Source organism: Cupriavidus sp. SK-3, from assembly GCF_000611145.1.
Lineage (GTDB): Bacteria > Pseudomonadota > Gammaproteobacteria > Burkholderiales > Burkholderiaceae > Cupriavidus.
Genome location: NZ_JFJV02000296.1, coordinates 72,334 through 96,355, shown reverse-complemented (window position 1 = coordinate 96,355; position 24,022 = coordinate 72,334). Strand labels below are relative to the sequence as shown.

Genomic DNA, 24,022 nt, shown 5'->3' with positions numbered 1-24,022 from the left:
CAGACAACTTCGAAAAACGAAAGGCGCCCGGACGGTATCGGATGTCAGTGTTCAGCCTGCGGCCGTGCCGCGCGCCGGATGGCTACATTCGTGCCGGGCTCCGTGCCCGGCTTTATGCCAGCCAATTGCGTCAGCGTCATGGCAGACGCCAGCGCACCGGCAATCTCGATGAACGACCTCAGCACCGGGCTCACGCTGCCCGCACCGGCCTCGCGCCACACCAGGCCGGTCTCGATATCGGGCCCGGCGTCGCGCAACGGCAGGTAGGACACACCGGTACGGCGAAGGTTGCAAAGCGACGCCGGCACCAGCGCCACCCCCATGCCGGCCGATACCAGGCTGACGATGGTCTGCATCTGGATAGCCTCCTGGGCAATGACCGGCGTAAGGCCTTCGCGCGCGTAACAGCCCGTAATGATGTCATAAAACGCCGGCGCGCTTCGCCGGGGGAAGATGATGAGGGGCTCGTGCGCCGCATCCCTGAGGGAAACGCCGGCTGCCCCGGCGCCCTCGCCCGTCCCCGCGTGCCAGCCTTCCGGCACCGCCAGCACCAGCGGCTCGCGCACCAGCGGCAGATAGGAAACGCCATGCGGCATCGCCGGCAACTGCGGGCGGATCACCAGCCCGGCGTCAATGGTGCCTTCCATCAGGGCCTCCAGCTGGATATCGCTGGTGGCCTCGCGCAGCTGCAGTTGCACATTGGGATGACGCGCGCGAAAGCGCCGCAGCAGGTCGGGCAGGATGCCGTAGTCGGCCGTGCTGACAAAGGCCAGCGAGAGCGTGCCGGCCTCCCCGCGCGCCAGCCGCTGGGCCAGCCCCGGCAGCGCGGCGGCGTCCGCCAGCACGCGCCGCACCTCGGGCAGCCATTGCTGGCCGGCCGGCGTGAGCGCCACCGAGCGCCGCGTGCGGGCGAACAGTTGCACCCCGATCCCCTCTTCCAGTGCCTGGATCTGCTGGGAAAGCGGCGGCTGGGTCATGGCCAGGCGCCGCGCGGCACGGCCGAAATGTAACTCCTCCGCCACCGTCACGAAGTAGCGCAGCTGGCGCAGGTCCACATGGGCTCCTGATATGTTTATCGACTCAATAAAGGTTGAATAATATATTTGACAGCATAAAAGGCAAGCGGCATGCTCTCGTCCACAACATGGCAAGAGCCTGCCCGGTCCCCGGCTACCTCGGGGCGCCCCTTGCAGGCCGGCACATTCCCCCGGAGATTCCCATGGCATACAACAAACGTTCGCAGAACATCACGCAAGGCGTGGCGCGCTCCCCCAACCGCTCGATGTACTACGCGCTGGGCTACAAGAAGGAAGACTTCGACAAGCCGATGGTGGGCATCGCCAACGGCCACTCCACCATCACGCCGTGCAACTCCGGCCTGCAACGCCTGGCCGACGCCGCCGTGGACGCCATCAAGGCCTCCGGTGCCAACCCGCAGATCTTCGGCACCCCGACCATCTCGGACGGCATGTCGATGGGCACCGAGGGCATGAAGTACTCGCTGATCTCGCGCGAAGTCATCGCCGACTGCATCGAGACCGCGACCCAGGGCCAGTGGATGGACGGCGTGGTCGTGATCGGCGGCTGCGACAAGAACATGCCGGGCGGCATGATCGCGCTGGCGCGCACCAATGTGCCGGGCATCTACGTGTACGGCGGCACCATCAAGCCGGGCAACTGGAAGGGCAAGGACCTGACCATCGTGTCGTCGTTCGAAGCCGTGGGCGAATTCACCGCCGGCCGCATGAGCCAGGAAGACTTCGAGGGTGTCGAGAAAAATGCCTGCCCGTCGTCGGGTTCGTGCGGCGGCATGTACACCGCCAACACCATGAGTTCCTCGTTCGAGGCGCTGGGCATGTCGCTGCTGTACTCGTCGACCATGGCCAACCCGGACCAGGAAAAGGTCGACAGCGCTGCCGAATCGGCGCGCGTGCTGGTCGAAGCCATCAAGAAGGACATCAAGCCGCGCGACATCATCACGCGCAAGTCCATCGAGAACGCGGTCGCGCTGATCATGGCCACCGGCGGCTCCACCAACGCCGTGCTGCACTACCTGGCGATCGCCCACTCGGCCGAAGTGGAATGGACCATCGACGACTTCGAGCGCATCCGCCGCAAGGTGCCGGTGATCTGCAACCTGAAGCCCTCGGGCCAGTACGTGGCGACCGACCTGCACCGCGCCGGCGGCATCCCGCAGGTCATGAAGATCCTGCTCAAGGCAGGCCTGATGCACGGCGACTGCCTGACCATCACCGGCCGCACCCTGGCCGAGGAACTGGAAAACGTGCCGGACACCCCGCGCGCCGACCAGGACGTGATCCTGCCGATCGAAAAGGCGCTCTACAAGGAAGGCCACCTGGCCATCCTGAAGGGCAACCTGGCACCGGAAGGCGCCGTCGCCAAGATCACCGGCCTGAAGAACCCGGTCATCACCGGCCCGGCCCGCGTGTTCGAGGACGAGCAAAGCGCCATGGACGCCATCCTGGCCGACAAGATCAATGCCGGCGACATCCTGGTGCTGCGCTACCTGGGTCCCAAGGGCGGCCCCGGCATGCCTGAAATGCTGGCCCCCACCTCGGCCATCATCGGCAAGGGCCTGGGCGAGTCGGTCGGCTTCATCACCGACGGCCGCTTCTCGGGCGGGACCTGGGGCATGGTGGTAGGCCACGTGGCGCCGGAAGCGTACGTGGGCGGCAACATCGCGCTGGTGCAGGAAGGCGACTCGGTCACCATCGACGCGCACAAGCTGCTGCTGCAACTGAACGTGAGCGACGAAGAACTGGCCAAGCGCCGTGCGGCATGGAAGCAGCCGGCACCGCGTTATACGCGTGGCGTGCTGGCGAAGTTCTCCAAGCTGGCTTCGACGGCAAGCAAGGGCGCAGTGACGGACTGAGGCTGAGTGCTTTAGCGCCGGAAAGGAAAAGCCCGCGAGCGATCGCGGGCTTTTTTTTGGTGCGTGCGCAGACTCAAACACCCGCTTGGTTGCTCTCCTCTCCCGCCTGCGGGAGAGCAAGCCGGAGGCGAGGGCGGGCGCTGGATACATCGCCATGCTGGAAACAACCATGGGCTCCGCTTCAGGTGGCTCCTGGCTAAGCCACCTCTCTCCCCGGCTCTCTCCCCCTGAGGGGAGAGGGAGAGACAGCCGCCGTCATCGCCGGCGGCTTTGGCCTGATCGTCGGCTTCGTTCCGTGCCTGGAACCTTCACATGCCGCCCGGATCCCGCTCAATTTCTTCCAGCGTGGCATCCAGCCACTCCACCAGCCGGGCCTCCAGCGACTGCGTCAGTTCCGACGCCAGCTGCGCGGTCAGCGGGGCCAGCCGCGATTGCAGCGTAGCCTCCGTATGGGCCTCCACCACCTGCGGCCACTCGGTGCGAAAACGCATCATCACGCGCGTCAGCAACTCGCTGCGCACCGCGCGCAGTTCGTCCGCGCTGGGCGGCGGGCTGGCGTGGGCCGCGGCATGGGAAACCGAATAGGCACCGTCCCGGGCGGATGGGGTGGGCTGGTGCAGCGCGGGCACCTCGGCGGCGGGAATGCCCGCCCCCGCCTCGCGCGGCACAACGACATGGGTCAACGCACCGGGCCAGCTGATATCGGGAGCGGGCTGGGCATGGCTCCGGCCGCCAGCCTCGGCTTCTGACCGCGCGACCGTGCCCGCGCCCGGCCCGTCCTGCACCGGCGGCCTCGCGCCGTCGGCAGGCAGGTCGATCACCTCGGTCAGCAACGGAATGCTGTCGTTGGGCCCGATGCGCGGGATCACGCGCGAGGTGGTGCGTTCGGTCATGCGGCGTCCCCCTTGCCCTGGCTGGCCTGGGCGATATCGTGATGGGCCAGCGCATAGCCGCGTTCGCGGTAGAGGCGGAAACGCTCGCGCCCCGCGGCCCGGTCGCCGGCGTCGCTGCCGACCACCTCGATCATGCGCTCGAAACTGGCGAATTGCGCGGGCATCTCAACACTGAGGTTGATCAGCAGCTGGTGATGCGGTGCCTGGTCCAGCCTGGCTGCCAGCACGATCGGCGTCACGCCGGCATGCGGGCTGTCGACGCCGCAATGCGGCAGGAAATCCAGCGCGGAGAATGTCCACAAGCGCGCATCGAGCTGCGCCAGCTGCTCCGGCGCGCCGTGCACCACCAGCTTCTGGCCGGCGCCGTAGGCCTTGCGGATCAGCCGGCAAGCGTAGCCGAGCTTGTCGGGCACGTTGCTGTGGAAATCGATACGCGTCATGGGTGAAAACCAATCCTGTGAAGATAAAACCGGGCGGGCCGGCGCCGGAAGGCGGCGCAGGCCCGCCCCGCCGTCAGCCGGCGCGATCCATCAGGAACTGCGTCAGCAACGGCACCGGACGGCCGGTGGCGCCCTTGGCGGCACCGCTCTTCCAGGCCGTGCCGGCGATGTCCAGGTGGGCCCAGTCGTATTTCTCGGTATAGCGCGCCAGGAAACAGGCCGCGGTCACGCTGCCGGCCGGGCGGCCGCCGATATTGGCCATATCGGCGAAGTTGGACTTGAGCTGGTCCTGGTAGTCATCGTCCAGCGGCATGCGCCAGGCGGTGTCCATGGCCTTGCGGCCGGCTTGCAGCAGTTGATCCGCCAGGCCGTCGTTGCGGGCGTAGAGGCCGCTGTTGACGTGGCCCAGCGCGATGATGCAGGCGCCCGTCAGGGTTGCCACATCCACCACGGCGGCCGGCTTGAAGCGCTCCACATAGGTCAGCGCGTCGCACAGGACCAGGCGGCCTTCGGCGTCGGTGTTGAGGATCTCGATGGTCTGGCCGGACATGCTGGTGACCACGTCGCCGGGCTTGGTGGCGTTGCCGGACGGCATGTTCTCGCAGGTGGGAACCACCGCGATCACGTTCAGCTTGAGGCCCATCTCGGCCACCGCCTGCAGCGTGCCCAGCACCGAGGCGGCGCCGCACATGTCGTATTTCATCTCGTCCATGCCCTCGCCGGGCTTGAGCGAGATACCGCCGGTATCGAAGGTGATGCCCTTGCCCACCAGCACCACCGGCGCCTGTTTGGCCGAGGCGCCGTCGTAGCGCAGCACGATGAACTGGGGCGGCTCGACGGCGCCCTTGGAGACTGCCAGGAAGGCACCCATCTTGAGGGCTTCGAGCTGCTTGCGGCCCAGCACTTCCACCTTGAGCTTGTGGCGCTTGGCGATGCCGCGCGCGGTGTTGGCCAGGTAGGTCGGGGTGCAGATATTGGACGGCAGGTTGCCCAGGTCCTTGGTCAGCTCCATGCCGTTGGCGATGGCCGCGCCGCGCACCACGGCCTGTGCCGCCGCCTTTGCGTCGGCCGCGTCGACCGTCAGCACCACCTTGCGCAGGCCGGGCAGCTTGTCATTGGCGTTGCCATTGCCGGCGCCGTTGCCCTTGGCGTTGGCGCGCTTGAGCCCGGGATGGCGCTCCAGCAGGCGGTAGCCGGCTTCGCGGATCAGCGTGACGGTGGTAACCAGGCGCCAGGCCAGGTCGCGGGCATTGCCGGCCTGCTGGGGCGCCTGCTGCTGGGCGAGGCACCACAGCACATTGGCGGCACGCGTGCCGGACAAGGCACGCAGGGACGTGCGCACGGCTTCGGCGAATGCCTTGTCGCCGAACTCGGCTTCCTTGCCGAATCCCACCAGCAGCACGCGGGCGGCACCCACGCCGGCCACTTCGTGCAGCATCAGCTGCGTACCGCGCTTGCCCTCGAAATCGCCGAGCTTGACGATGCGGGACACCAAGCCCTTTGTCGCCACGTCAAGTGCCTTGGCCACGCCGGCCAGGCTCTGACCTTCAAACAGGCCCACTACCAGGCAATCGGTCTTGGTCGCCAGGAAACCATTTTGGCCCGCTTTGCTCCAATCCAGGGCTTTTGTGCTAAATTCCATCGCGCTTCCTTCCAGGGGCTCGTCCACCACGAAAGCTCCTATTATCCGCGATTTGCTGCCGGCGGTCCGCTATGCTTGCTAGCAAGCACCTCCGGCACCGACATCGCCCGCGCCGGCCGGCAGCCCGGAACCGACTCCGCATGATCTTTCAACAAGCCTTGCGTCGCGAGCTCGCCTACACCGCCGGCGCGGTGTTCCTGGTCATGCTGACATTCATGCTGACCTCGCTCGTCATCCGTATCCTGGGCATGGCCGCCAACGGCAAGGCCAGCCCCAACGACGTGCTGATGCTGATCGGCCTGGCCACCATCGGCTACCTGTCCATCCTGCTATCAGCGACGCTGTTCATCTCCACCCTGATCGTGCTCACGCGCTGGTACAAGGATTCGGAGATGGTGGTGTGGTTTTCGGCAGGCATCTCGCTGCGCGACCTGGTCAAGCCGGTGCTGCAGTTTGCCGCGCCCTTCATCATCCTGTCGCTGCTGCTGGGCATCTTCGCCTGGCCGTGGGCCAACCAGCAGACCTCCTTGTTCCGCGACCGTTTCGAGCAGCGCGGCGTGCTGTCGATGATCGCCGCCGGCCGCTTCATCGAGCCGGCCAAGGGCAACTATGTGCTGTTTATCGAAGGCATCGACGCCGACATGAAGTACGCGCGCAATGTCTTTGTCGCCAACGCCGAAGCCGACAAGATCGGCGTGGCGCTGGCCCACCAGGGCCAGTTCCAGACCCTGCCGAACGGCGACCGCATGGTGGTGATGGAAAACGGCCGCCGCTACGCCGGCACACCCGGCAAGCTCGACTACCGCATCGTCGAGTTCGATCAGTACGCGGTCAAGGTGGACAGCAAACCACCCGAGGCGGAAGGCGACGTCCCGACCAAGAGCCGCGACACCATCGACCTGCTGCGCAACCCCACCAACGAGAACCTGGGGGAGTTGCTGTGGCGCCTGTCGCTGCCGCTCTTGGCCTTCAACTTCGTGCTGATCGCCATCCCGCTTGCCTATGTCAACCCGCGCCTGGGCCGTTACACGCCGCTGGTCTTCGCGGTGCTGATCTACCTGACCTACAGTAACTTGATCAATCTCTCGCAGGCCTGGGTGCGCTCCGGCTCGATCCCGTTCTCCCTGGCCTGGTGGCCGTTCCACCTGCTTGCCCTGCTGGGCGCGGTGATGCTGTTCCGCTACCGCCAGAACCGCAGCCTGGGAGGCTGGCGTGCCGTCTTCGCCCTGCCCCGCAAGGGCGGCAACACGGGGAGCCAGGCATGAGGGTATTGCGGGTCTACGAGCGCTATTTCGGGCAGCTGATCTACGGCGTCTTCGCCTTTATCCTGTTTGCGGTGCTGGCGCTGTTCGTGTTTTTCGACATGCTCAGCGAACTGGAGAGCGTGGCCGGACGCTACACCTCGCTGGTGGCGTTCTTCCACGTCATGCTGCAAGCGCCCACGCGCATCTATGAGGTGCTGCCGATCGCCGTGCTGATCAGTGCGATCTATGTCTTCTCGCAACTGGCCAGCCAGTCGGAATACACGATCTTCCGGGTGGCCGGCCTGAATACGCGCCAGGCGCTGTTCTCGCTGTTCAAGCTTGCTGTGCCGCTGGCCATCGCCACGTTTATCTTCGGCGAGTTCATCGGCCCCAAGGCCGAGCAATACGCGCAGAAGATCAAGCTGGAAGCACTGGGCGCGACCGTCTCCGCGGGTTTCCGCTCCGGCGTGTGGGTCAAGGACCGCGACCGCGACGCCACCCTGGGCCATGAGGTCACCCGCTTCGTCAACGTAGCCGGCCTGCGGCCCGACCAGAGCATCACCGGCGTCACCATCTACGAATTCGACCAGCAATACCGGCTCAGCGTGATCCGCGTGGCCAAGGAAGGCCGCTACCAGGGCAACCAGTCCTGGCAGCTCACCGGCGTCACCGAAACCCATTTCCTGGATTTGCCCAGGGGCGAGCCGGGCAAGGCCGACACCCTGGCGCCGGTCTTCCGCGGCGAGCAGCGAAGCGTGCCCAGCCTGGCCATGCGTTCCGAACTGACGCCGCAGATCCTGTCCGTGCTGCTGGTGGAGCCCGAGCGCATGTCCACGCTGGACCTGTTCCGCTATATCCGCCACCTGCGCGACAACAAGCAGGACACCCAGCGCTATGAGATCGCCTTCTGGAAGAAAGTGATCTATCCGCTGACGCTGTTCGTGATGGTGGCGCTGGCCCTGCCCTTCGCCTACCTGCACGCGCGGGCCGGCGCGGTGGGCGTCAAGGTGTTCGGCGGCATCATGCTGGGGCTGTCGTTCCACCTGTCCAACACGCTGTTTTCGCACGTGGGGCTGTTGCATACCTGGCCGCCGATCGTCTCGGCGCTGATACCCGGCACGCTGTACCTGCTGGTGGCGCTTGGCGCGTTGCGCTGGGTGGACCGGCATTAAGACCAGCATCGAGGCCCGAAGATGACCGCGACCCCCGCCCCCCTTGCGCGCCAGGCCCTGGTGCTGTTCGGCCACGGCGCGCGCGATGCGCGCTGGCGGGAGCCGTTTGACCGGCTGCACGCCAAGCTGGCCGCTGCCTTGCCGGACAGCGCCGTGCGGCTGGCCTTCCTGGAACTGATGACGCCTTCGCTGCCGGACACGCTGGCCGAACTGGCTGCCGCCGGCGTTGCCGATATCAATGTGGTGCCGGTCTTCTTTGGCCAGGGCGGGCATCTGCGGCGTGACCTGCCGGCGCTGCTCGACGACTGCCGCCAGCGGCATCCCGGGGTGACGATCCGCTGCGCCACGGCGGTGGGGGAGGATGAGAGCGTGCTGGATGCGATTGCGGTCTACTGCGTGGGGACGCTCAACGGGGCGGAACAAAAGCCCTGATACGCAACGCCGTTTGAAATGACGACGGGTTTCGCTCCCTCTCCCCTCAGGGGGAAAGGGTTGGGGAGAGGGGAGCAAACCAGCGCAGCCCGAAAACACAAAGAAAAAGCCGGACAACGCTACGTTGTCCGGCTTTTTCACATCGCGCCCACGATTCAGGCTGCGCGAGTTTCCCCGTACGACACGCCGCCATCGGCATCCTGCGGCACCGCCTCGCTGGCCCGCGAAGCCAGCGCCTCGCCGATCATCAACAGGCTGGGATGGGTCGGATCGATCCATGCCGCCGCCTCGCCCGCCGCCATCTGGCGCAGCGTGAACTGCCTGCTGCGCTGGTGCGCCGACGTCGCGGCCTCGACCACCCAGGCGGGCGTGGAGGCCGGCTTGCCATGCGCGATCAACTGCGCCGCGATGGACGCGGCCTGATCGCGGCCCATGTAATACACCAGCGTATCGGCCTTCACATCGGCCTCCACGTCGACCGTGTCGGCTGCCTTGGACTGCGTCGCAAAGGCCACGCTGCGCGATACGCCGCGCTTGGTGAGCGGCTTGCGGATGGCGGACGCGGCCGCCAGCGCGGCGGTAATGCCCGGCACGATCTCATACTCGATGCCAGCTTCTTCCAGCGCCTGCAATTCCTCGTCGGCGCGGCCGAACAGCATCGGGTCGCCGCCCTTGAGGCGCACCACGCGATCATGCTTGCGGGCCTGGTCGACAATCTGGCGGTTGATGAACAGCTGCGCGGTGGAGCGTTGCCCGCACCGCTTGCCCACCTCGATCAGCTGCGCCTGCGGACACCATGCCAGCATCTCGGGGGACACCAGCGCATCGTGCAACACCACCTGGGCTTCGCCCAAAAGCCGTGCACCGCGCACCGTAATGAGGTCCGCGGCACCGGGACCTGCCCCGATCAGGTAGACCTTGCCCATGCCATGCTCCTTCGCGTTCGCTTGATCAGTTCATTCGCCTTAAGCGAATGCACGGATCATGCCTGCGGCCACCGTGTGGTTGGTCGCCTCGTCGATCAGCACGAAAGCGCCGGTCGCCGGGTTGTCGCCGTATGCATCGCAGACGATGGGCTTTTGCAGCGAGATCTGCACCGAGCCGATATCGTTCAGGCCGATGTCGTGGCGGCCGGTTTCGTGCAACAGCGTGTGCACATCCAGCACGCGGTCCACAGACGAGACGCGCGCAAACACGCTGGCCGTGGTGTGCTTGAGCACGTACTTGCGGGCCGGGTTGAGCGATTCGTCGTCGAACCAGCACAGGTCGGCGGTCAGCTTCTTGGCCGAAACGCTGTCCGCGCCAGCGGCAACGAACATATCGCCGCGTGACACATCCACATCTTCGGACAGGCGCACCGTGACGGTCTCGCCAACGCTGGCCGATTCTGCCACGCCATTGGGCGTCAGCACCTCGGCCACCACGGCATCGCGATTGGTCGGCAGCACGCGCAGCTTCTGGCCCACGCGCACGGTGCCTGCCTCGACCCGGCCGGCATAGCCGCGGAAATCGTCCGCCTGGGCGCCGTCCTGGCGAATCACCAGTTGCACCGGGAAACGCAGCGCATCGTCGCCTTCGGATGCGGCTTCTTCCACCGGCAGCGCTTCGAGCAGCGGCAGCAGCGGCTCGCCCTGGTACCACGGCATGGCCTGACTGGCGTTGACGATATTGTCGCCACGCAGCGCCGATACCGGCACGTAGCGCACGTCCTTCAGACCCAGCTGGGCAGCCAGCTCGGTGTAGGCGGCGCGGATCTGGTTGAAGCGCTCTTCGCTGAACTCGACCAGGTCCATCTTGTTGACCGCCACGATCACATGCTGCAGTTCCAGCAGCTTGAGAATGGCCGAGTGGCGCTTGGTCTGGGCCAGCAGTTCGGCGCGGCCGTCGGTCACGGTCACGCGGGTGGCGTCGACCAGCACGATGGCGGCATGCGCGGTGGACGCGCCCGTCACCATGTTGCGGGTGTACTGCTCATGCCCCGGCGTGTCCGCGATGATGAACTTGCGGCGCGCGGTGGAAAAGTAACGGTAAGCCACGTCGATGGTGATGCCCTGCTCGCGCTCGGCTTCCAGGCCATCGGTCAGCAGCGAGAAATCGATCTGCTCACCGGCGGTACGCTTGTTCTTGGCCTTGGTCAGCGCGGTCAGCTGATCGGACAGCACAGCCTTGCTGTCATACAGCAGGCGGCCAATCAGCGTGCTCTTGCCATCGTCGACCGAACCAGCGGTGATAAAACGCAGCAGGCCTTGGTGTGTTGCTTGGGTGCTCATTTCAAATCCTTTCTTCTTCCCTCTCGCAGCGCTCGCTCCGGCGCACAGGCGGGAGGCAGCGCTAGGCGCGTGAGGGCGACGTGTACATTGGTACACGAGCACTCTCGCAACGACGCGATGTGCCCGCCTATGCGTCCGGGTTAGAAGTAGCCTTCTTTTTTGCGGCGTTCCATGGACGCTTCGCTCGTCTGGTCGTCCATCCGCGTCGCGCCGCGCTCGGTGATTTCGGTCACGGCCGTCTCGGCGATGATCTCGATCGGCGAGGCCGCAACGCTGGCCACCGGGCAGGTGCAACTGATGTCGCCCACAGTGCGGAAACGCACGGACAGCACTTCGCTGACGTCGCCGTCTTGCTTCGGCGTGATCGGCGTGACCGGCACCAGCAGGCCGTTCTTCCTCACCACTTCGCGCTCATGCGCGTAGTAGATCGGGGGCAGTTCGAGGTTCTCGCGAGCAATGTACTGCCACACGTCCAGCTCGGTCCAGTTGGAGATGGGGAACACGCGCATCTGTTCGCCGGCGGCCATGCGGGCGTTATACAGGCTCCACAGTTCCGGGCGCTGGGCCTTCGGGTCCCACTGGCCGAACTCGTCGCGGAAGGAGAAGATGCGTTCCTTGGCACGCGCCTTTTCTTCATCGCGGCGGGCACCGCCCATCAGTGCGTCGTACTTGTTGGCTTCGATGGTTTCCAGCAGGGTCACGGCTTGCGCGGCATTGCGCGAGTCGGTTTCCTTGCGCAGGCGCACCGTGCCGCGCTTGATGGAATCTTCCACATGGCCCACCACCAGGCGCGCGCCGAGCTCGGCCACGCGCTGATCGCGGAAGGTGATCACTTCCGGGTAATTGTGGCCGGTGTCGATATGCACCAGCGGGAACGGCAGTTCGGTCTTGCGGTCGCCCAGGCGGAACGCCTTGAGCGCCAGATGCAGCATGACGATCGAATCCTTGCCGCCCGAGAACAGCAGCGCCGGGTTGCGGCACTCCGCCACCACCTCGCGGATGATGTAGATGGATTCCGCCTCGAGCTTGTCGAGGTGATCGTTTTGCACTTGCAGCAGGTGCGCCACTTCCGGCGCGCCAGTCAGTTCGTTCATGATGCCCATTTCGTCTGGCCTCAATGCTTGATGTTCTGTTCGTGAAGCCCGCACTCTTTCGAGTCCTTGCTCTCCCACCACCACCGTCCGGCGCGCACATCCTCGCCGGCACGCACGGCGCGCGTACAGGGCTCGCAGCCGATGCTGGGGTAGCCCTTGGCATGCAGCGCGTTGACCGGTACGTTATGCCGCTTCAGATAAGCCCACACCTCGGCCTCGCTCCAGTCGGCGAGCGGGTTGAACTTCGGAATGCCGCGCGCTTCGTCCATTTCCTCGAACGGCAGCTCCGAGCGCGTCACCGCCTGCTCGCGGCGCTGGCCGGTCAGCCAGGCGTCCGCATGCGACAGCGCGCGGTTCAGCGGCTCCACCTTGCGGATGCCGCAGCAGGTCTTGCGCAGGTCCACGCTGTCGTAGAACGCGTTCAGCCCGTGGTTCTTCAGGTAGTTCTCGACGGCCTCGGGATCCGGCGTGAAACGCTCGATGTCGTAGCCGTAGTGCACCTTGACCTCGTCCAGCACCGCCAGCGTCTCGGCGTGCAGGCGGCCGGTTTGCAGCGTGAACACGCGGATGCCCGCGCGCACCTGCTCGGAGCCGCGCAGGATGGCGTCCGTCACCACCATGTCTTCGGCCGCCAGGCTGGAGGCAAAGCGGGCGCGGAAGAAGCGGCCGGCGATCTGCGCCAGACGCTGGCCCAGCTCACGCTCCTTGGCTTCGAGATCCGCCACGCTGCCGGTGTATTCCGGCGCGGTCCACAGCGCCGGGGGGCGCAGCGAAGAGACGGCAGCCTCGACGATAGCAATCTCGCTCATGCCGTTTCCTTGCCCAGCGCTTCGGCGCGGTTGCGGCGGAACAGCGGCAGCGGCTCGTCCACCGATGCCTGGTAGGCCACGGTGAATTCGGTGAAGCCCTTGATGGCGTCGTCGATGTTCTTGTCGGCGCGCACAGCGAAGGTGTCGAAGCCGCAGCGCTTCATGAAATTGAGCTGGTCGCGCAGCACGTCGCCGATGGCGCGCAGCTCGCCCTTCCAGTTGTAGCGGGTGCGCAGCAGATAGGCGGTGGAAAAACCACGGCCATCGCGGAACACGGGGAAATCCACCGCCACCACGGCCACGCTGGCAAACGCGGCCTGCGCGTCGGCCGGCTCGTCTTCCGGCGCCAGCCAGATGCCGGTGATGTCGGCAGCGCGGCCAGCCAACACGCCGTCCTTGTGCGCCAGCCATGCGGTCAGCGGGAACAGCACAGCGTCCTTGCCTTGCGCGGCGGCGACGATCTGCTCTTCCGTCAGGGCCGCGCCCTCGGCACCGCGCAGCACCGTCCATGCGTCGTCGATGATGACCGGGACCGGGTTGGCGCCTTCGCCGCGTTGCAGTTGAATAATCTTTGCCATGTCGTTATCTCCGGTGCTCAGGCTTCGGCGCGTTCGCGTTGCTTGTCGGCGTAGACGCGTTCCTTGAACGGGGCGATGCCGATACGGCCCAGCACATCGATGAAGCGTTCGTCGTCATGGCGATTGGCCACATAGGTGTCGATGATGTGCGACACCACGTCCGGCATTTCCTCAGCCTTGAACGACGGGCCGATCACCTTGCCGATGGCGCTCTTGTTGCCTTGCGCGCCGCCCAGCGTGACCTGGTACCACTCCTCGCCGTCCTTATCCACGCCCAGCACGCCGATGTTGCCAACGTGGTGGTGGCCGCAGGCGTTGATGCAACCCGAGATATTGAGCGAGATCTCGCCGAGGTCGTGCACGTAGTCCAGGTTGTCGAAACGCTCCTGGATGGCCAGCGCGATGGGGATCGACTTGGCATTGGCCAGCGAGCAGAAATCGCCGCCCGGGCAGGCGATGATGTCGGTCAGCAAGCCGATGTTGGCAGTAGCCAGGCCAGCCTTCTTGGCCTCCTGCCACAGCGCGTACAGGTCGCGCTTGCGCACGTCCGGCAGCACCAGGTTCTGCTCGTGCGCCACGCGCAGTTCGCCGTAGCCGTAGCGGTCGGCCAGGTCGGCCACCAGGTCGATCTGCGCGTCGGTGGCATCTCCCGGGGGCGATGCCGGGCCGGGCTTGGTCGACAGCGTGACCGCGGCGTAGCCGGGCACCTTGTGCGCATGCACGCTGCGGCTCACCCAGCGGGCGAAGGCCTTTTCTTCCAGCAGGTGCTTTTCATACGAAGCATCGGTATCGGCCAGCTTGTCGTAGGCCGGGGGCGCGAAGTACTGCGCCACGCGGTCGAACTCAGCCTGCGTGATGGTGGCGGGACCATCCTTGCTGTGCTGCCATTCTTCCTCGACTTCCTGCGCGAACTTCTCCGCGCCGATGGCCTTCACCAGGATCTTGATGCGGGCCTTGTACTTGTTGTCGCGGCGGCCATAGCGGTTGTACACGCGAATGGCCGATTCCACGTACGACAGCAGGTGCTGCCACGGCAGGTCGTCCTTGATCACCGAACCCAGGATCGGCGTGCGGCCCAGGCCACCGCCGGCCAGGATGCGCAGGCGCGTTTCGCCCTGGGCGTTGCGGTAGGCGTAGATGCCGATATCGTGCATCTGCACCACGGCGCGGTCGTCGGCCGAAGCGGAGATGGCGATCTTGAACTTGCGCGGCAGGAACGCGAATTCCGGCTGGAAGGTGCTCCACTGGCGCAGCAGTTCGGCCAGCACGCGCGGGTCCACGGACTCATCGGGCGCAACGCCGGCGAAGTGGTCGGTGGTGATGTTGCGCACGCAGTTGCCGGAGGTCTGGATGCCGTGCATCTCGACGCTGGCGAGTTCGGCCAGCACGTCGGGCACGCGCTCCAGTTCCATCCAGTTGTACTGGATGTTCTGGCGGGTGGAGAAGTGGCCATAGCCGCGGTCATACTCGCGCGCGATATGGCCCAGCATGCGCATCTGCTTGCTCGACAGCAGGCCGTACGGAATCGCCACGCGCAGCATGTAGGCATGGCGCTGCATGTACAGGCCGTTCTGCAAGCGCAGCGGCAGGAATTCTTCCTCGGTCAGCTCGTCCGACAGGCGGCGGCGCACCTGGTCACGGAACTGGGCTACGCGCTCGTTGACGATGCGCTGGTCGTATTGGTCGTACTGATACATGGTGTGGGTCCGTTCAGTATTCGTTGAATTCAGGAGACGAGCTTGATGGCGACCAGCGTCAGCGTGGTAGCCAGCGCGGCGCGCCCCAGCCGCTCGGGCAGCGCCCGCGACAGTTGCGCGCCCAGCCAGATGCCGGGGATCGAACCCACCAGCAAGGCCAGCAACAGCGTCCAGTTCACCGTGCCGAGCCAAACGTGGCCCAGGCCGGCAAGCGCCGTCAGCGGGACGGCGTAGGCGATATCGGTGCCAGCCACTTCGGCCGGCTTCATGCGGGGATACAGCAGCAGAATGAGCGTGGCGCCCACGGCACCCGCGCCGATCGAGGACACCGTTACCAGCACCCCGATCACGGCGCCCACCACCACGGTGGCAACCGCCTGGGCACGGCCTTCGAGCTGGAAGCGCGGGTTGCGTGCCAGCCACGCCAGCATCTGCTTGCGGAACAGGAGCGACAATACCGTCAGGATCACCGACACGCCGATGGTCAGGCGGATCGCGTGCAGCCACTGCGCGTTGAGTTCACCGGCGCTCTTGAGCACCAGGATGGCCACCACCGCGGCCGGCAGGCTGCCGATGCACAGGCGGCGCACCACCTGCCACTGCACATGGCCGTGGGCGCGGTGCGCCAGCGTGCCGAAACCCTTGGTGATGGCGGCGAAAGCGAGGTCGGTGCCAACCGCCGTAGCCGGCGAGAAGCCGAACAACAGGGTCAGCAGCGGCGTCATGAGCGAACCCCCGCCAACCCCGGTCAGACCGACGAGGACGCCTACTAGCAGACCGGAAACGGTATAGGCAAGAGACATTGGGGTTCACCGGGCCGGTGAGCGTCCGGGACTGCCTGAAAAAGAGGCACGTGCGCGGAGGTTCCGACCGTTCATTAACAAAGTTCGAGAATCGTAATAAACTGGCCTCATATCTCAAACTAATAAGAAGTTGTTTGTTTATACGAACACGGATATATGAACCTGCACCAGTTCCGCTTTGTGCGCGAAGCCGTACGCCAGAACTACAACCTGACCGAAGCCGCAAAAGCGCTCTACACATCACAACCCGGCGTCTCCAAGGCCATCATCGAGCTTGAGGAAGAGCTGGGCGTGGACATCTTTACCCGCCACGGCAAGCGCATCCGCAGCCTGACGGAGCCCGGCCGCCGCATCCTGGAGTCGGTGGAGAAGATCCTGCAGGAAGTGGAAAGCCTGAAACGGGTGGGCAAGGACTACGCCGCCCAGGACCAGGGCAACTTCACCATCGCCACCACCCACACGCAGGCGCGCTACGCCCTGCCCCGGGTGATCGCGGAGTTTACCAAGCGCTACCCAAAAGTGCGCCTCTCCATACAGCAGGGCAATCCGGCACAGATCGCCGACATGGTGCTGCACGACCACGCCGACATTGGGATCGCCACGGAAGGCATCTCGGCCGACAAAAACCTCATCTCCCTGCCCGGCTACCAATGGCAACACATGGTCGTCACGCCGCCCGACCATCCCCTGCTGGAAAAGAAGCACCTGGCGCTGGAAGACCTGATGGGCTACCCCATCATCACTTATGATCCGAACTTCGCCGGCCGCCCCAAGATCGACAAAGCCTTCGAGCTGCGCCACCTCAAGCCCGACATCATCCTGGAAGCCATCGACGCCGACGTGATCAAGACCTATGTGGAAATCGGCCTTGGCGTAGGCATCGTCGCCGGCGTAGCCTTTGACGCCGAGCGCGACCGCAACCTGCGCGGCATTCCCGCCGGACACCTGTTCGGCACCAATGTGACGCATCTGGCAGTCAAGCAAGGCGCCTACCTGCGCAGCTTTGTGTATACCTTTATTGAGTTGTTCTCCCCGACGCTGAACCGCAAGCTGGTAGAACAAGCCATGTCGGGCGAGCACGAAGCCTACGAACTCTGAAGCACCCAATCCAGCGCGGCTGACCAGAACGCCACCAGCCGCGCCATGCCAGCCCTGCCAGGGCGCCCCGGCTTGCCAGCCGGCGCGCGGCGGGGCCGGATCGCCTTGAATGGCCAGCCCACGTTGGCCAGACTTATCCGCACAACCCCATTGGCCGCCATAAGTGGCCAGAAAGAAACTAATGACCGAGCAAGCCACCATCCACTGGACCGAAAACGGCGAAGAACGCAGCGCGAACTGGCGCTCCGAAGCCGGCGCGCCGCCGCCCAAGCGCGTCGTCATCGCCGACGACACCACCACCGGCGACACCGCCTACCGCCTCGCCTGCGAAGGCACCGCCATGCTCTGGCGCGGCGACTTCCAGAACGCCCGCCAGCTGCTGCAAGCGCTGGCCCGCCGCGCCGACAAGCCCAAGAAAGCCGCCAAGGCCTCCAAGGTGCCCAAGGCAAAGCCAACCCCGACCGAAGCCTTCCACCTGCACCGCCAGGCCCAGTCCCAGCGCGCCCGCACGCTCTCCATGCTGCTGCTGCCCTTCGACGCCGACCACCTGGTGCCCCTGCGCCGCTCGCCCGATGTGCGCGAGGCGTGCCTCGAAGCCTACGGCGAAGTGGACGCCCCGTATGTGGCATCGATGCGCGAACTGCTCGGGCTGATCGGCGCGCACGAGTGGCGCAAGAAGGGCGTGGAGATTCCGGCGCTGGCTGAGCGCATCCATCCGTACTACGGCGTGTTCTCGCCGGTGCGCGGCGAATACATCGACCTGGTCGCCAAGGCCCAGCTACCCGCCGGCGCCCTCAACCTGGCCTTCGATATCGGCACCGGCACCGGCGTGCTGGCCGCCCTGCTGGCCCAGCGCGGCGTCAAGCGCGTGATCGCCACCGACATGGACCCGCGCGCACTTGCATGCGCCAGCGATAACATCCACCGCCTCAAGGCGGCAGGCCAGGTGGAAGTGGTGGAAGCCGACCTCTTCCCGGAAGGCCGCGCCCCGCTGGTGGTGTGCAACCCGCCCTGGGTGCCGGCACGTCCGAACTCACCGATCGAACGGGCGGTGTATGACCCCGACTGCCAGATGTTGAAGGGCTTTATCGCCGGGCTGGCGGATCACCTGGAGCCCAAGGGCGAAGGCTGGCTGCTGCTGTCGGACCTGGCGGAACACCTGGGCCTGCGCACGCGGGATCAGTTGCTGGGGTGGATTGATGAGGCTGGGCTGAAGGTGCTGGGGCGGCTGGAGGTAAAGCCGAATCACCCGAAGGCTGCCGACATGACCGACCCGCTGCACGCTGCGCGCGCGGCTGAGGTGACTTCGTTGTGGCGCTTGGGTATCAAGTAAGCTGCGGCTGATAAACCGGGCGACGCTCGTCGCCTTGGTCTGAAGACAAGCAGAGCCTCTAACATTGCGCCCTGTTGTCTCCCCTCTCCCGCCTGCAGGAGAGGGGCGGGGGAGAGGGCGGGAGCCCGCAAGAGCGACGCATCTCACCCTTCCGCAAACCCCCTACCCCCTACCTCAAAGCAACCCCTGCACCCGATTCAAAGCCGCATCCAACTGCTGCTTCAACGGCGTCAGCAAGCAATGCAGGCCGTGACTGTCTTCTACCTCGTCACTGTCGTAATCCAGCAATCTCAGAACGGAGCCAAGGCCCGCGCTAACGCGTAGTAGGTCGGCGCAGCTTTCCTGCGCGATGCCTTGGGCGTCGTTGCGCAGGGCGTCTAGTTGGTAGGCTAGTTCCTGGACGCTTAGCTTTGTGGGGGTGTCTGCTGGGAAGGTGATGCGGATGAGGTCGGCGAGTAGGTCGGATTGCCGGGAGAGGGTCAGCGTGCGCTCGAGTGGATTGACGTGGGTGGTTTGCTCGGAGCGAGCGAGGGAATTAGGCATTGTGGCCTCCAGTGCTTGGTGGATGGCCCGCCGCTCATTTCCACGTGAGGGTGGCGGGCCCGCAGCGAGGGTGGAAACCGGACGCACTTACCGGCCAGCCCGAGAGCTGCCCCGCCCGGCCCGCCTCAGAAAACTGGGCGCGCGCGAACGCGATGGACAAATAGGCCCCAAGTTGAGGCCATCCATCAGTGCTTATCGGGTTTCCACGCCCGATCACCTTTGTTTGAGGTGACTAGTGGATTCTCAGGCAGGTGTGTGGGGATGTCAATCTGGAGTGGGCTTGTGCTGTGGACAACTTCGGCTATCCGGTCATGTGATCGGCGCGATGGCGCTTGTAGCGGTCGCCCGCCGGCCGCGCGCTGATGCCTGTTTTGAATCGAAGGGAAGCGACGAGTCAACGTCCGGGTTCGAACCCGGAAGTTCGTCGTCGGCCAGCGCTCGATTGTCCCGACTCGGCACCGAACTTCCGTCGACCCATCTCTGCCATTGCAACTCCATTTGGGAACGGCCGCTAACAGACGGAGCGGTCCACTGCTTGCGATTGGCAATACGGCCCTCGCGGCGCCATAGCGATTGTCGGCCCGAATGCGCGACGGGCATCGGCGCGACTTGCGTAAGCAGACGCCAGCAGAGATTGGCCGGTCCGACCGCATAAAATCCTGGCCATCTAGATCGTGCCGTTCACGGTGCCAGACGTAAATCCCCCGACACCGCATTAGAACTCTTCAGAGCAGCACGCGGTAGGTCGACTGCACCAGTCCGGACGGAAAATGTCGGCTCGATACAAGCGTCAGATTCACGTCCTGCGGCAGCGCGCCGAACAATGGCCTCCCGGCTCCAATCAGCACGGGCACCGTGGTAACCACTAGGTCGGCGATCAATCCATCGCGCAGAAAAGATTGGACCAACTGACCGCCATCGACATACACGCGATTCACGCCTTCGGCCGCCAGTTGCGCCATCGCGTCCTTGGGCGTGCGACCCGAGAAACGCACCTTTCCCTGCAACGCCTCCGGCACCGGCTTACCGGCCAGTTGGCGGGATAGCACCAGCACGGGCCTGTCGTAAGCCCATTCGCCCATCGTGAAGACTTTCTCAAAGCAGCCCCGCCCCATCACGATCGCGCCCTTGTCGGCGATGAAGTCCGAGTAGCCATGGTCTTCCGCCGGGTCGTCCCGCGCCAGAAGCCAGCCGATGTCGCCATCGGGCCGGGCAATAAAGCCATCTAGGCTGGTAGCAATAAAGACGTGTCCCGTAATCATCAGTCCTCCATTGTTCCGTCGCGATCGCGCGCAAACCTCAACAGGCGCCTCCAGTTGCTGCCAGAACGAGCAGCGCGATCGGGGAGAGGTGTCTATCGGGGATACCGCATTCTCTGCCGGAGAACGGACTTTAGCACTGTTGCTGCGAGCGGTGAACCTCAGCCGGCAAGCGCCCCCTAAGAGCGAGGGTGCGGCCGGCTGTAGCCGACCCATTGCAGACATTCGGCGATTCAGATGCATCGCGCATTTCACCTCGCGAGGTTGCCCAATTCGCCTAACCTCATCTGAATTAATTCCAGCAATGCCCGCACACGCGCTGTTACGGAATGCCGGTGGCTGTAGGCGCCAAGCAATTGCAACGGCGCAGGACATAGGTCCAGTGTCACCTCTTGCAATCGGCCTGCGGCAAGATCTTCCTGGCATGGGTAAGCCGCCACAATCGCGAAACCGATGCCTTGCCGTGCGCCTGCCACGGCCAGTTCTCCGCTGTTGACGCGGTAGCGGCTACGGACCGGCACCTTGACGATTTCGCCCGCAGCGTCCTGAAACTGCCAGGGCTGGCCCTTCAGTGCACTGAGGGTGGTGATGCAGGGCAGAGATTTCAGCTCACGCACGTAGCGTGGCATTCCAGTCTTGGAAAGCAAGGAGGGAGCGGCGACCACGATGCTGGGCAGTGTGGCGAGTTCGCGGGTGATGAAGGCACTGTCCTCCTGATGACCCCGATGGAAGACGATAGATAGGTCGACGTCCTCTCGAAGCACTTCCAGTCCGGTCATCCGGGTATCGCATTCCAGCTCGATGCCGGGATGGAGGCTACAGAATTCGGCGAGGATGGGAGCCAGCAGCCTTGGCGCTTCGCCAGGCATGCACATCTTCAGAGGACCGCGCAATTCGCGCTTTACCGCGCCAAGCTCTTCCTCCGTGGAGAGCAAGGTGTCGAGCAAGGGCTTTGCGCGCTCGTAGAGCAGCCGGCCGGCTTCCGTCATGCGCAGATGGCGGGTACTTCGCTCCAGTAGGCGTACACCGAGTCTGCGCTCCAGTGCTGCGACGTGGCGGCTGACATTCGACGAGGGCATGGCCAACAGGCGTGATGCGCCAGCGAAGCTCTGCTCATCGACGACTGCCGCATAGACACGGACAGTATTCAGATCGAGTGCATCGCGCATTGATTATCCCGTTTGAGGTATGAAATCTGCCCATTTTTGCACGCTAGTTCTCCGCGTTGGTGGAATCTAAGATGCCCTTCTTGTCCGATGAGTCACCCTTGGCCGTGCATCAGGACAGCTTGAGAAGGAGAGCTTCAGCGTGGAAATTGGAATACTTGGCGGCGGTATTGCGGGGCTGAGCGTGGCACTAGCCTTGCACAAGCAGGGGTACCGTCCCTGTGTCTATGAGCGCCGGGCGGAGCCTGCGCCTATGGGAGCTGGCGTGACGCTCTGGCCCAATGCAGGCTTTGTGCTGGAAGAGTTGGGATTGCTGCGAGACATTGAGGCTGTTGGTGGCCGGCCTGTGATAGCGCATCGCTACGATGACGCAGGCAACGCTCTGGGAGGCGTCGACATTGCATTGCTGGATCGGATGATGGGGTATCCGACCCATACGGTGCTGCGCCGGGACTTGCAGGAGGTGTTGCTGAAGCATGCGGCGCGGGCAGGCATCCCGGTGGAGTTCGGACACCGGGCGGCGGCCATTGATCTGGATGCCCATGGCAGGGCCGTGGCCCATTTTGAGAACGGCGTGAGCATCCGCCCGGACTTGCTCATCGGGGCCGACGGCCGTATGGATTCAGTGGCGCGCAAATTTGTTGCGGGTGACAACACGCCGATCTACCAGGGCTTCGTGAACTGGATCGGCGTGGCGCAGGGACAAAGTGCGCTGGTCGACGACATCGCGATTCAGGACTTCTGGGGGGCAGGCAAGCGCTTCGGATGCGTGGCGATCCGGAGCGATTTGCTCTACTGGGCAGCAGCGCAGGCGCGGCCATTGCCTGGGGAAACCTCCACCTCAAAAATGCGCAAGGAGATGGAGGATCTGTTCGCCGGATGGCCCGAGCCTGTCGCCCGCATCATTCGGGCCACGCCTGCGCGTGCCATCCGGCTGATTGCGGTGCATGACCTGGAGCCACTGCGTGCGTGGAGTCGGGCAAATGTGCTGCTGATTGGAGATGCAGCGCATGCGCCTTTGCCGACATCGGGGCAAGGTGCCTGCCAGGCACTGGAAGATGCATGGCATCTGGCTCGGTGCCTGGAGGGCACAGGCGGTAGCTTGGACGAAGTCTTCCAGCAATTCACAGAGATCCGCAGTCCCAAGACGACCAAGCTGGCCGAAAAGGGACGGATCTTTGCACGCGCCCTATTTGCGACTGACCCAGAAACCTGTCGCATCCGCAACGAGCGGGCCAAGGCATCCAATCCTGTCCGTGATGTACAGATATTGGCTGAGGGATGGGCGCAAGGATTGCCCATGCCACTCTATGCAGGCGGCATGCCTGTGGATGGTGCCGGTGTCAGCAGTCTGTACGCTCCTGAATGACCGCGCCAAACTAAACAACGGTTGGAGTCTCCGGCAGTGAGACTCCTCGCGGTGAACTGTTGGCCTGTATCTTTCACACTAGCAGAACCAGATGGCCTTTGGCAGACGGATCGTTGCAAATGCATGCTCTTGGCCGGGAAGCGACCTCGGCCCGCCGCTACCCGGTTGAATCCACAACCCGTTGCGGTCGTTCGAGGCACCGGCTTCGAACGCCAGACAGGCCACTAACGTTCATTCGCCAATGGCCACGCGGCATGCCGCGTCAAGCGCGAGCCGGCTTGCGATACCTGCGCCCGTTGATTCCTGCACGCTCTCGTCAAATGCCGGGATCCCGAGGCGCGCTGTAAAGCCGACCGTCCTTGTCTAAGGCACGTGGAAATCACCAGTTCGCAATCGCCGTATCGTCCGTATCAGGACGTACGCGGTGCAGTAGCGCGGGTGATACATCCCCCTGAAGCGAGCATTCGATCACTGACATGCCGCTGACAAGTTTCATTCCTGGTCCCGTCTCCACGGGCTCAACGATAAGTACGCGCTCGACTGTCGCGGGCTTGGGCACCTCACCTAGTGGATCATCGATCTTAGTCCATTGATCTACGGGATCCTTTGCCAGCCTCATCTCCCCGCGTATCCACGCTGGCCAATCCACCCCCACGGCTGGCTTGAAGCGTTCTTCGTCTCGCACGACAGGCCTAATTTTCGCCACGATGCTAGCGGGCGCACCTTCCACAAGGAATCCCCAGAAAGCTTGCTTACCGGCTCCATCGGCTGATGGCACCTCGTTCCTCGCCGCCCGTTGCCTGACCGGCTCTCGCCTCTCCCCATATGGACGCTATGTGAGACGGACCAGATTGCAGACTTACGGCTGACTCCGGCCGAACTTCAATCCCACCGATTGGCTCTTCCACAGCGCAGTTGACAATCTATGAGCCCGCCCCACGTAAGCGCCCCCGCATCAAGCCCTTTGCGCGCCGGGAATCAGCATTCACGTTGAATGGACTTCCCGCCCCTCCAACGTGGGGTTTAGAACGCACGCCCACCTTCCGTTAAGGCGGGAAAGTCGGGCATCCGATGACGGCTACGCCAACCTCCCAGCCGGCCTTTGCGATGGATCGAACTCGCGCAAGTGCCACCTCCTCCTGAGCCGGCGAAGCTTGGATGCTCATCAAGAGAGCGCGCCTCGATATACCAATAACCAAGGGAATGGAATGACAAGCTGTACAAACTGCGGCACCGGCACTCCAACCGGCGCCCGCTTCTGCAAAACATGCGGAACGCCAGTCAAAG

General features: G+C 64.6%; 21 protein-coding genes and 1 pseudogene. 8 read left to right on the top strand and 14 right to left on the bottom strand.

Features of this window, described 5'->3' with window-relative positions; all coding sequences use genetic code 11:
* Positions 1 to 44 precede the first annotated feature (44 nt).
* Positions 45 to 1,055 carry a LysR family transcriptional regulator gene (locus CF70_RS33410; protein WP_051649388.1) on the bottom strand — a complete coding sequence of 337 codons (1,011 nt, stop codon included), beginning with the start codon at positions 1,053 to 1,055 and terminating at the stop codon, positions 45 to 47.
* Between the two features lie 164 nt (positions 1,056 to 1,219).
* Here CF70_RS33410 and ilvD point away from each other — a divergent pair, with 164 nt between their 5' ends.
* Positions 1,220 to 2,893 carry a dihydroxy-acid dehydratase gene (ilvD, locus tag CF70_RS33405; protein WP_035875991.1) on the top strand — a complete coding sequence of 558 codons (1,674 nt, stop codon included), beginning with the start codon at positions 1,220 to 1,222 and terminating at the stop codon, positions 2,891 to 2,893.
* A 308-nt stretch (positions 2,894 to 3,201) separates the two neighbouring features.
* On the opposite strand, the gene CF70_RS33400 is transcribed toward ilvD, so the two are convergent.
* The 3 genes from CF70_RS33400 to CF70_RS33390 form a co-directional block, all read right to left on the bottom strand.
* On the bottom strand, positions 3,202 to 3,786 hold the full coding sequence (locus tag CF70_RS33400; protein WP_035875989.1) for a hypothetical protein: 585 nt from the start codon (positions 3,784 to 3,786) through the stop codon (positions 3,202 to 3,204).
* The gene (locus CF70_RS33395; protein ID WP_035875986.1) at positions 3,783 to 4,226 is read right to left on the bottom strand and encodes a DNA polymerase III subunit chi; all 444 of its coding nucleotides are present in this window, start codon (positions 4,224 to 4,226) and stop codon (positions 3,783 to 3,785) included. Before CF70_RS33395 ends, CF70_RS33400 begins: the two co-directional genes overlap by 4 nt.
* A 73-nt stretch (positions 4,227 to 4,299) precedes the next feature.
* Complete coding sequence (locus CF70_RS33390) at positions 4,300 to 5,868, bottom strand: leucyl aminopeptidase (protein WP_035875983.1); 1,569 nt, start codon at positions 5,866 to 5,868, stop codon at positions 4,300 to 4,302.
* Positions 5,869 to 6,008: 140 nt separating this feature from the next.
* Between CF70_RS33390 and lptF the strand changes: the two genes are divergently transcribed.
* The 3 genes from lptF to CF70_RS33375 are packed head-to-tail and all read left to right on the top strand — an operon-like array spanning position 6,009 to position 8,716.
* On the top strand, positions 6,009 to 7,133 hold the full coding sequence (lptF, locus tag CF70_RS33385) for an LPS export ABC transporter permease LptF (protein WP_035875980.1): 1,125 nt from the start codon (positions 6,009 to 6,011) through the stop codon (positions 7,131 to 7,133).
* Complete coding sequence (lptG, locus tag CF70_RS33380) at positions 7,130 to 8,284, top strand: LPS export ABC transporter permease LptG (protein ID WP_035875976.1); 1,155 nt, start codon at positions 7,130 to 7,132, stop codon at positions 8,282 to 8,284. The genes lptF and lptG overlap by 4 nt, the downstream gene beginning before the upstream one ends.
* Before the next feature lie 21 nt (positions 8,285 to 8,305).
* Entirely contained in the window at positions 8,306 to 8,716 is a 411-nt protein-coding gene (locus tag CF70_RS33375) for a sirohydrochlorin chelatase (RefSeq protein WP_035875973.1), read from the top strand.
* Positions 8,717 to 8,871: 155 nt separating this feature from the next.
* On the opposite strand, the gene cobA is transcribed toward CF70_RS33375, so the two are convergent.
* From cobA to CF70_RS33340, 7 genes are all read right to left on the bottom strand, one after another.
* Positions 8,872 to 9,642 carry a uroporphyrinogen-III C-methyltransferase gene (gene cobA / locus CF70_RS33370; RefSeq protein WP_035875971.1) on the bottom strand — a complete coding sequence of 257 codons (771 nt, stop codon included), beginning with the start codon at positions 9,640 to 9,642 and terminating at the stop codon, positions 8,872 to 8,874.
* A gap of 39 nt (positions 9,643 to 9,681) precedes the next feature.
* Positions 9,682 to 10,986: a sulfate adenylyltransferase subunit 1 gene (locus CF70_RS33365; protein WP_035875968.1), complete on the bottom strand. Its 1,305-nt coding sequence runs from the start codon at positions 10,984 to 10,986 to the stop codon at positions 9,682 to 9,684.
* 140 nt (positions 10,987 to 11,126) lie between these two features.
* Positions 11,127 to 12,089: a sulfate adenylyltransferase subunit CysD gene (gene cysD, locus CF70_RS33360; protein ID WP_035875965.1), complete on the bottom strand. Its 963-nt coding sequence runs from the start codon at positions 12,087 to 12,089 to the stop codon at positions 11,127 to 11,129.
* A gap of 11 nt (positions 12,090 to 12,100) precedes the next feature.
* Positions 12,101 to 12,889, bottom strand: coding sequence for a phosphoadenylyl-sulfate reductase (locus tag CF70_RS33355; protein ID WP_035875962.1), 789 nt, complete (start codon positions 12,887 to 12,889; stop codon positions 12,101 to 12,103).
* Positions 12,886 to 13,467, bottom strand: a complete 582-nt coding sequence (locus CF70_RS33350) for a DUF934 domain-containing protein (protein ID WP_035875959.1) — start codon at positions 13,465 to 13,467, stop codon at positions 12,886 to 12,888. Before CF70_RS33350 ends, CF70_RS33355 begins: the two co-directional genes overlap by 4 nt.
* A 17-nt stretch (positions 13,468 to 13,484) precedes the next feature.
* On the bottom strand, positions 13,485 to 15,164 hold the full coding sequence (locus CF70_RS33345; protein WP_035875956.1) for a nitrite/sulfite reductase: 1,680 nt from the start codon (positions 15,162 to 15,164) through the stop codon (positions 13,485 to 13,487).
* A gap of 29 nt (positions 15,165 to 15,193) precedes the next feature.
* The gene (locus tag CF70_RS33340) at positions 15,194 to 15,967 is read right to left on the bottom strand and encodes a sulfite exporter TauE/SafE family protein (protein ID WP_035875953.1); all 774 of its coding nucleotides are present in this window, start codon (positions 15,965 to 15,967) and stop codon (positions 15,194 to 15,196) included.
* A 156-nt stretch (positions 15,968 to 16,123) separates the two neighbouring features.
* Here CF70_RS33340 and CF70_RS33335 point away from each other — a divergent pair, with 156 nt between their 5' ends.
* Positions 16,124 to 17,065 carry a CysB family HTH-type transcriptional regulator gene (locus CF70_RS33335; protein WP_035875949.1) on the top strand — a complete coding sequence of 314 codons (942 nt, stop codon included), beginning with the start codon at positions 16,124 to 16,126 and terminating at the stop codon, positions 17,063 to 17,065.
* A 181-nt stretch (positions 17,066 to 17,246) separates the two neighbouring features.
* Positions 17,247 to 18,398, top strand: coding sequence for a methyltransferase (locus tag CF70_RS33330; RefSeq protein WP_035875946.1), 1,152 nt, complete (start codon positions 17,247 to 17,249; stop codon positions 18,396 to 18,398).
* A 174-nt stretch (positions 18,399 to 18,572) separates the two neighbouring features.
* Here the strand turns inward: CF70_RS33330 and CF70_RS33325 are convergent, their stop codons facing one another.
* The 3 genes from CF70_RS33325 to CF70_RS33315 all read right to left on the bottom strand — a co-directional run bounded on the left by CF70_RS33325 (position 18,573) and on the right by CF70_RS33315 (position 21,369).
* Complete coding sequence (locus tag CF70_RS33325; protein WP_051649385.1) at positions 18,573 to 18,941, bottom strand: DUF1484 family protein; 369 nt, start codon at positions 18,939 to 18,941, stop codon at positions 18,573 to 18,575.
* Positions 18,942 to 19,666: 725 nt separating this feature from the next.
* Complete coding sequence (locus CF70_RS33320) at positions 19,667 to 20,203, bottom strand: dihydrofolate reductase family protein (protein WP_035875943.1); 537 nt, start codon at positions 20,201 to 20,203, stop codon at positions 19,667 to 19,669.
* A 248-nt stretch (positions 20,204 to 20,451) separates the two neighbouring features.
* A complete protein-coding gene (locus tag CF70_RS33315) occupies positions 20,452 to 21,369 on the bottom strand; it encodes a LysR family transcriptional regulator (RefSeq protein ID WP_035875939.1) in 918 nt (305 codons plus the stop codon).
* Between the two features lie 139 nt (positions 21,370 to 21,508).
* On the opposite strand from CF70_RS33315, the gene CF70_RS33310 reads away from it, so the two are divergent.
* Positions 21,509 to 22,735 carry an FAD-dependent monooxygenase gene (locus CF70_RS33310; RefSeq protein ID WP_035875936.1) on the top strand — a complete coding sequence of 409 codons (1,227 nt, stop codon included), beginning with the start codon at positions 21,509 to 21,511 and terminating at the stop codon, positions 22,733 to 22,735.
* 1,208 nt (positions 22,736 to 23,943) lie between these two features.
* Positions 23,944 to 24,022, top strand: a pseudogene (locus CF70_RS39150) (zinc-ribbon domain-containing protein); the annotation flags it as partial.

Coding starts and splice junctions, on each gene's coding strand:
- cobA (WP_035875971.1), bottom strand. CDS start 9,642: ATGGGCAAGGTCTACCTGATCGGGGCAGGTCCCGGTGCCGCGGACCTC.
- ilvD (WP_035875991.1), top strand. CDS start 1,220: ATGGCATACAACAAACGTTCGCAGAACATCACGCAAGGCGTGGCGCGC.
- CF70_RS33330 (WP_035875946.1), top strand. CDS start 17,247: ATGACCGAGCAAGCCACCATCCACTGGACCGAAAACGGCGAAGAACGC.
- lptG (WP_035875976.1), top strand. CDS start 7,130: ATGAGGGTATTGCGGGTCTACGAGCGCTATTTCGGGCAGCTGATCTAC.
- CF70_RS33335 (WP_035875949.1), top strand. CDS start 16,124: ATGAACCTGCACCAGTTCCGCTTTGTGCGCGAAGCCGTACGCCAGAAC.
- CF70_RS33315 (WP_035875939.1), bottom strand. CDS start 21,369: ATGCGCGATGCACTCGATCTGAATACTGTCCGTGTCTATGCGGCAGTC.
- CF70_RS33320 (WP_035875943.1), bottom strand. CDS start 20,203: ATGATTACGGGACACGTCTTTATTGCTACCAGCCTAGATGGCTTTATT.
- CF70_RS33395 (WP_035875986.1), bottom strand. CDS start 4,226: ATGACGCGTATCGATTTCCACAGCAACGTGCCCGACAAGCTCGGCTAC.
- CF70_RS33365 (WP_035875968.1), bottom strand. CDS start 10,986: ATGAGCACCCAAGCAACACACCAAGGCCTGCTGCGTTTTATCACCGCT.
- CF70_RS33345 (WP_035875956.1), bottom strand. CDS start 15,164: ATGTATCAGTACGACCAATACGACCAGCGCATCGTCAACGAGCGCGTA.
- CF70_RS33390 (WP_035875983.1), bottom strand. CDS start 5,868: ATGGAATTTAGCACAAAAGCCCTGGATTGGAGCAAAGCGGGCCAAAAT.
- CF70_RS33355 (WP_035875962.1), bottom strand. CDS start 12,889: ATGAGCGAGATTGCTATCGTCGAGGCTGCCGTCTCTTCGCTGCGCCCC.
- cysD (WP_035875965.1), bottom strand. CDS start 12,089: ATGGGCATCATGAACGAACTGACTGGCGCGCCGGAAGTGGCGCACCTG.
- CF70_RS33350 (WP_035875959.1), bottom strand. CDS start 13,467: ATGGCAAAGATTATTCAACTGCAACGCGGCGAAGGCGCCAACCCGGTC.
- CF70_RS33400 (WP_035875989.1), bottom strand. CDS start 3,786: ATGACCGAACGCACCACCTCGCGCGTGATCCCGCGCATCGGGCCCAAC.
- CF70_RS33325 (WP_051649385.1), bottom strand. CDS start 18,941: ATGCCTAATTCCCTCGCTCGCTCCGAGCAAACCACCCACGTCAATCCA.
- CF70_RS33340 (WP_035875953.1), bottom strand. CDS start 15,967: ATGTCTCTTGCCTATACCGTTTCCGGTCTGCTAGTAGGCGTCCTCGTC.
- CF70_RS33375 (WP_035875973.1), top strand. CDS start 8,306: ATGACCGCGACCCCCGCCCCCCTTGCGCGCCAGGCCCTGGTGCTGTTC.
- lptF (WP_035875980.1), top strand. CDS start 6,009: ATGATCTTTCAACAAGCCTTGCGTCGCGAGCTCGCCTACACCGCCGGC.